The 6,684-nt window shown below is 63.7% G+C and carries 5 protein-coding genes; 4 read left to right on the top strand and 1 reads right to left on the bottom strand.

Translation table 11 applies throughout. From position 1 onward, the window contains the following. Positions 1-584 precede the first annotated feature (584 nt). Genes VHO04_RS16495 through VHO04_RS16485 form a run of 3 tightly spaced genes read left to right on the top strand, consistent with a single transcriptional unit; the run spans position 585 to position 4,563 of the window. The gene (locus VHO04_RS16495; protein ID WP_329629326.1) at positions 585-2,645 is read left to right on the top strand and encodes a TonB-dependent siderophore receptor; all 2,061 of its coding nucleotides are present in this window, start codon (positions 585-587) and stop codon (positions 2,643-2,645) included. Beyond that, positions 2,642-3,223, top strand: a complete 582-nt coding sequence (locus tag VHO04_RS16490) for a hypothetical protein (protein ID WP_329629325.1) — start codon at positions 2,642-2,644, stop codon at positions 3,221-3,223. The genes VHO04_RS16495 and VHO04_RS16490 overlap by 4 nt, the downstream gene beginning before the upstream one ends. Next, the gene (locus VHO04_RS16485; protein WP_329629324.1) at positions 3,220-4,563 is read left to right on the top strand and encodes a PepSY-associated TM helix domain-containing protein; all 1,344 of its coding nucleotides are present in this window, start codon (positions 3,220-3,222) and stop codon (positions 4,561-4,563) included. Before VHO04_RS16490 ends, VHO04_RS16485 begins: the two co-directional genes overlap by 4 nt. Positions 4,564-4,581: 18 nt before the next feature. Here the strand turns inward: VHO04_RS16485 and VHO04_RS16480 are convergent, their stop codons facing one another. Beyond that, the gene (locus VHO04_RS16480) at positions 4,582-5,769 is read right to left on the bottom strand and encodes an MFS transporter (protein ID WP_329629323.1); all 1,188 of its coding nucleotides are present in this window, start codon (positions 5,767-5,769) and stop codon (positions 4,582-4,584) included. Between the two features lie 182 nt (positions 5,770-5,951). Between VHO04_RS16480 and VHO04_RS16475 the strand changes: the two genes are divergently transcribed. Beyond that, on the top strand, positions 5,952-6,596 hold the full coding sequence (locus tag VHO04_RS16475) for a helix-turn-helix transcriptional regulator (protein ID WP_329629322.1): 645 nt from the start codon (positions 5,952-5,954) through the stop codon (positions 6,594-6,596). Positions 6,597-6,684: the final 88 nt, after the last annotated feature.

Raw genomic sequence — 6,684 nt, 5'->3', positions numbered from 1 at the left:
GCATGGTTCAACCGGCAAGGACTTGTCAGCCTCGCTCATCATCACGCCGCGTTGAACATTACCGGAAACCGCCGTGGTACGTAGAACGTATGCCCGGTGGTGTGGGAGGGGGGTTCCGTGAGGAATCCCCCTACCCGATTTCTATAGTACCAAATCGGTTAACTCACAATTCCTTGCATTGCCCCTAACATACTGATTTCATAACCTATAATATCCCCCCAAAAAAGTGCGAATCCGATTTGGGGCCTGAGTGTCCTCCGGGGTGGCCGCCCCTACGCAATTTAGGCGCATCCACCGCAAATCGGGAATGGCCCGATGGACGATTCGCCTAACGCAATCGCACCGTCGCCGGCAACGGCGCGGTTCCGCGGCATCCGCCCGCGGCAATACGCCGTGGTGAACGGTATGATCGCTTCGCGGCGGTTATCCTGCCGCCGGCCCGCCTTCCAGCCAGTGCCAGACGCATATGCCCTTGGCCGCGCTCGATGCATAAATTGAGGATAGATATTGCTAGATATTGCTAATGATATTGACTCGCATTACTCGCACTCTCGAGTAACAATCGAGCTCGAAGGGGGCCTTTCATGACAGCCGCGCGTTTCACCCAGCTGATCTGCACCGCACTGGCAAGTGGGCAAGTGCTCGCCGAGGAGGCTGCATCGACGGCAGAGGAGTCACAGGACCAGATTGTGGTCACCGGCTATGCGGGAACCAAGACCGATACCGCGTTGATGGAATTGCCGCAGCCGATCAAGGTCATCACCGCCGAGCAATATGAGGCCCAGGGCGCGATCAACATCAGCGACACGGTGAAATACGCCGCGGGCGTCCTCGCCAATCCCTATGGCCGCGACACCCGCGTCGACGGCTTCAACGTGCGCGGCCTCGACGCGCTGCAGTTCCGCGACGGGATGCGCGACATCTTCTCCTATTATGCCTCGATCACCTCGGACCCCTATAATTTCTCGCGCGTCGAGATCGTGCGCGGCCCCGCCTCGGTGCTGTTCGGCCAGGGCTCGATCGGCGGCATCGTCAACCTCGTCAGCAAGACGCCCGATTTCGACACGCGCGGCGAAATCAATCTCGTCTATGGCAGCGACGACCGCAAGGAAGTGCTCGGCGACGTCAACCTCGCGCTCGCCGACAATCTCGCGGTCCGCTTCGTCGGCCGCGCGCGCGACGCCGACACCTTTGTCGACCATGTGCCCGACGACCGCGTGATGTTCGCGCCCTCGATCCGCTGGCAGCCGACGCCCGACACCGACATCGTGCTGACCGGCCTCTACCAGGAGGACGATACCGGCTCGACCTCGCAATTCCTGCCGATCGTCGGCACCTTCAAGCCCAACCCGGTCGCCGGCGAACAGCTCGATCGCTACACCTTCGTCGGCAAGGCCGGTTGGGACCGCTATGCCGGCCGTTCGCTGCAAGGCGGCGGATCGATCACGCATCGCTTCTCGGACAATGTGAAGCTCAGCCTGAAGGCTCGCTATATCGACAGCGACCTTGAGTATAAAACCCATTATGCCGACAGCTACACCAACCCGCAGGATCCTTTCTCGGTCTACGGAACCGACGGCCGTACGATCGCCCTGATCGCGGACGCCAGCGACGCGCGAATGAACGTTTTCTCGACCGACAATAATATCGAGTTCAATTTCGGCACCGGCGCCGATATCGAGCATAAGCTTCTCGTCGGCATCGACTATAGCTGGAACAAGGTGCAAAAGCGCAGTGCCGGCGGCTTCGAGCTCGTCGATCTATACGACATCGATTATGATGCGCTGGCGACCTACGATCCGACCGGTCCCTTCATCTCGGAGAGCCAGAAGCAACTTGGCATCTATGTTCAGGACCAGATTCGCTTCTACGAACGCGTCTCGGTCGTGCTGGGCGCCCGCCGCGACCGCGTCACCGGCTCGTCGGGCCAGAAGGACAATGCCACCACCTTTCGCGCCGGTATCATCGGGGAGATCGGCGCGGGCTTCTCACCCTTCTTCAGCTATACTGAAAGCTTCCTGCCGGTCGCCGGCCGGATCGACAATGGCGACGGCACCTTCGGCGATCCCTATCGGCCGCAGACCGGCACGCAATATGAAGCGGGCGTGAAGTGGCAGCCGACGCCGAACACGCTGGTCACCGCGACCGCCTTCAAGATCAGGGAGCGCAACCGCGTCCTTTATCTCGCCGCCGGCGGCACGACCCAATCGGGCGAACTCAACACCAAGGGTTTCGAGATCGAGGCCAGTCACACGCTGCCCGGCCATTTTGAGCTGCTCGCCAATTACGGCTATGCAAAGCTCAGGTCCGAAACCAACACCAGCCTCGACTATATGCCGCGCCACACCGCGTCGCTCTGGTCGACCAAGACCTTCGGCCTGTCCGGCGAAGCGCAGCTGCGCCTGGGCGCGGGCGTCGTCTATAGCGGCAAGAGCATCTCCACCAGCGACATCTGGTCGATCGTCACGCCGTCGCGCACGACGGTCGACGCACTGGCGGAGATCACGCGGGACAACTGGCGCTTCGCAATCAACGCCACGAACCTTCTGGGCAACAAATATTTCGCATCCTGTCTTGCACGCGGCGACTGCTTCGTCGGCGCGCCGCGCAACGTGATGGCTACGATCGGCTACCGCTTCCGGTGAGCGGCGCTTCGCCCCTCGTCTGGGCCGGTGCGGCGGCCGCGGTCCTCGGCGTGCTGTTGCTCCGCCGCGCCTGGGGCCTGCCCCGGCGCTCGGCGGCGCTGAACGGCGCGGCGTGGGCGCTGCTCCTTCTCGGCACCGCGCTCGGCATCGCCGGCAACGGCGCGTGGGGCGCGGCCATGGTGTCGCTGTTCGGCATGGGAACAGCGGCGCTGCTTCTCGCGCGGGCCGCGGCGGCGGCGCGGCCGGGCAAAGCGCGCGCCTCGGACCGCAAGGCGCACATGTTCCCCGCACAGGGCGAACCGCGCCGGATCGGGCGCCGCCTGCTGACCTTCCTCGTCACCGTGCCGCTCGCGATGCTCGTCTCGCTGCTGGTGGCGCTCGCCGCGCGCGCGCTCGCGGGGCTCGGCGGCTGGGCGGAGGCCGACGGCAACGCGCTCACGCTGTTGTTGTTGCCGCTCCTTTGGGGCATCCTCGCCTTCGCGTTGCTGATGATGCCGCGGCGACGCACGCAATTCGCGTGGCTGCTGCTCCCCGCGGCGGCGAGCCTCGGGCTGATCTGGATCGGAGGGGCGGCATGACCGGGCCGGTCGACAAGGGGATGGTCCAGCGCGCCCTTTCGGCGCACGCCGCGATCGGGCTGCTCGCCTCGGCGCTTCTCTATCTCGTCTGCCTGACGGGCACGATCGTCGTCTTCTATCAGGAATGGCAGCGGATCGAGCAGCCGGCGGCGCCCGAAATGGCGCGCATCGCGCCGAGCGCGGTGCAAAGCGCGGTCGCCGCGGTCCTCGCGACCGAAGAGGGCAAGCCCGCGACGACGCACCTCTACGTCCACCTCCCGGTCCCCGACCTGCCGCGCGCCACGATCACGACCGACAGCCAGGCGGTGCACGTCGACCAGGCCGGCGCGATCGCGGGACCCGAGGGCAATGCCTGGTCCGAATTCCTCCTCGCCGTCCACTATCGGCTCAACATCCCCGGCCTAGTCGGCCTGATCCTCGTCGGCATATTGGGCGTGATGATCGTCGCGCTGTCGCTGTCGGGGGTGATCGCGCACCCGCGCATCTTCCGCGACGCCTTCCACCTGCGCGCCCGCGACAAGGAAGGAGTCGGGCTCGCCGACTGGCACAACCGGCTGAGCGTCTGGTCGCTGCCCTTCGCGCTCGCGATCGCGCTGACGGGCGCGATGATCGGGCTCGGCACGATCGGCGCCTACGGCCTCGCCGCGAGCTTCTACAAGGGCGATGTCGAGGCGGCCTATGCACCGATCTTCGGCGGCGAGGGCAAACCCGACGCGCGCCCCGCCCCGCTTGCCGACGTCAGGGCGCCGCTCGCGTGGATCGCCGCGACGCATCCCGAACTACGCCCCACCTACATCATCCTCCACGACCCCGGCACGCGCGGCCAGCATGTCCAGCTCCTCGCCGAGCATCCGCAGCGGCTGATTTACGGCGAAAGCTATAATTTCGACGCGAACGGGCGCTTCCTCGGCGCCGTAGGCCTCGCCGACGGCCATCTCGGGCAGCAGATGGCCGCCTCGACCTATAATCTCCACTTCGGGAATTTCGGGGGGCTGCCGGTCAAACTCGCCTATTTCGGGCTCGGCCTCGCGCTCACGGTCGTCGTCGCGACCGGCACCTCGATCTGGCTCGGCAAGCGCGCGCGTCGAGGCCTCCACGAGCCGCGGCTGCGCAGCCTGTGGGACGCGGTGCTGTGGGGGGTGCCGCTCGCGCTGACGCTTACCTTTCTCGCACGGGTGCTCGCCGGCAACGCCGCGCCGCTCACCGCGATCTTCTGGACCCTCACGGCGCTGATCCTGGTTGCCGCCGCAATCCGCCCCGAACCGCGGCCGAAGCGGCTTCTGCAAGGACTGTTGATTGTCGGCCTCGCGGCCAGCCCGATCGCCATGTTCCTGGGATAGTGTCCGTCTGATCTCTTTCTACAACGAGCCCGCCTGCAACGAGCCCGCGCCGCGATTTTCGATCGCCCTTGCCAGCAACAAGGCGGCGGCGGCGGCCAGAACCAATCCGGGGGCGGCAATCAAATAGGCCGCGTTGCCGCCCAGCCCGGCGCTGAGGGCAATGCCGCCAAGCAACGGCCCTAGTGCCGACCCGACCCGGCCAACCGCAACGGCGGCCCCGATACCCGTTCCCCTGATCGAGAGCGGGTAAACGATCGGCGCCAACGCATAGAGGACAAGCTGCCCGCCAATGATGAAGAAGCCGGCGACGAAACAGGCAAGCATCGCAACATCCCGATCGGCCAGGCTCAAGAAGATCAAGGACAGGAGCATACCGGAATAGGTCGTGAGGAGTATCGCCCGCATCGACCCCCTGTCCGCAAGCTGGCCGAGAATCAGGCTGCCGATGATAGCGCCGGCATTGAGATATATGGCCGCCTGCGGAGCGACATCGCGGTCGATGCCCTTTGCCAGCATGAGTGTCGGCAACCAGTTGAGCAGAAGATAAACCGCGAGCAGCGTGAAGAAATAGGCCATCCAGAGCATCAGCGTCGGACCAGCGCGTCCGCGCCATAAGGTCTCGGACGGCTCGGCCGACGGAGTTGAGCTTTGCGCAGGAACCGGCCCGCCGGTCGGCATGGCGAGAGCGATCAGCGGCGCCAAAAGCAGCGGCCCGACACCCCCGACTATAAAGACATGCGCCCACCCGGTCGAACCGACAAAGCCGGCGATGACGCCCGCGAATGCGCCGCCGATCGGGAGCCCGCTGTAGACGATACCAAGAAGAGTCACCCGCAGCTTCGGGGGAGCCGCGTCCGAGACCATGGCGATGATGTTAGGCAGCGCGCCTCCGAGCCCGACCCCGGTCGCGACCCTTATCGCCATCATCGCACCGAAGCTCCCGGCGAGCGCGGTCAGCAAAGAAAAACAGCCAAAAACAACGAGCGAAAGCATCAGGGTATTTTTTCGGCCGTATCGATCGGATGCCCAGCCGCCCCAAGCGGCGCCGATCATCAAACCGAAAATGCTCGCGCTCAGAACCATTCCCATTCGCTGGGCATCGAGATCGAGCGCAGGGGCGACTTGCGGTGCGGCGACCCCCATCGACTGAATGTCGAAACCTTCGAACACGGCGGCCAGAAAGCACAGGATGATGATCTTCCACATGGCAAGTCCGATCGCGCGTGAAGTTTGAATTGGGTCGCAAGGGATATTCTCCGTCGCGAGCCGAAAGCGGGTTACAAAATCAACGTCTTGACGATATGTCTATATGAACCAACAATCAACGGCATCGTTTTGGGCCTCGAACAATCGGCGCGGACGGCGCCGCAGTTGAGCTGGGATAGGCAATGACCAAAAGCACGAAATCAAACGGCCGCGCGGACGATATCGATCCGTTTCGCGCGCATTTCGCAACCGCCGAAGCGGTGGCAACGCTGCTGCACCCCTATGCCGAAGTCGTGCTGCACGATCTTCGAACAGGCCATGTCGTTCGCATCTGGAACAGCTTTACTGAACGCAAGGCCGGCGATCCTTCCAACCTCAATGGCGCGGGTGATATTTTCCCCGACGACCAGGCCGTCCTTGGTCCGTATGAAAAAGCGCTGACGTCACAGGGACGAACGAAGTCCATCACCGCGGGCCTCCGAAATGATGAGAATGAGCTGATCGGCTTTCTGTGCATCAATCTCGACGTTACCATGCTCGACCGCCTTCAGGCTGTCGTTGCGGCCTTTGCGTCGCCCGAGTTGAAGCGGCCCGAGCCGATCTATCGAAACGATATTCAGCAACACATCAACTATCTGGTTCGCGACTATTCGATCCGGGTGAACAAACCGATCGACAATCTGACCCGGGCGGAGCGCGTCGAACTCGTGGCCCTCGTCGATAATGACGGCCTTTTCCAGGCGCGCAACTCGGCGCTGCTCGTGGCCAAGGCCATGAAGATCAGCCGGGCGAGCGTTTATAATCTGCTGGCCGACATAAGGGGCTGAAGCCACCGCGTCGCCGAATATTTTACAAATAGTCTATTTAGACTTGATCTCGTAAATGCGGCTGCCATGGTCGCTCCTGAAGCCACCG

The organism is Sphingopyxis sp. (genome assembly GCF_036261875.1).
Taxonomy (GTDB): Bacteria; Pseudomonadota; Alphaproteobacteria; order Sphingomonadales; family Sphingomonadaceae; genus Sphingopyxis.
This window is presented reverse-complemented; position numbering and strand designations above follow the sequence as displayed.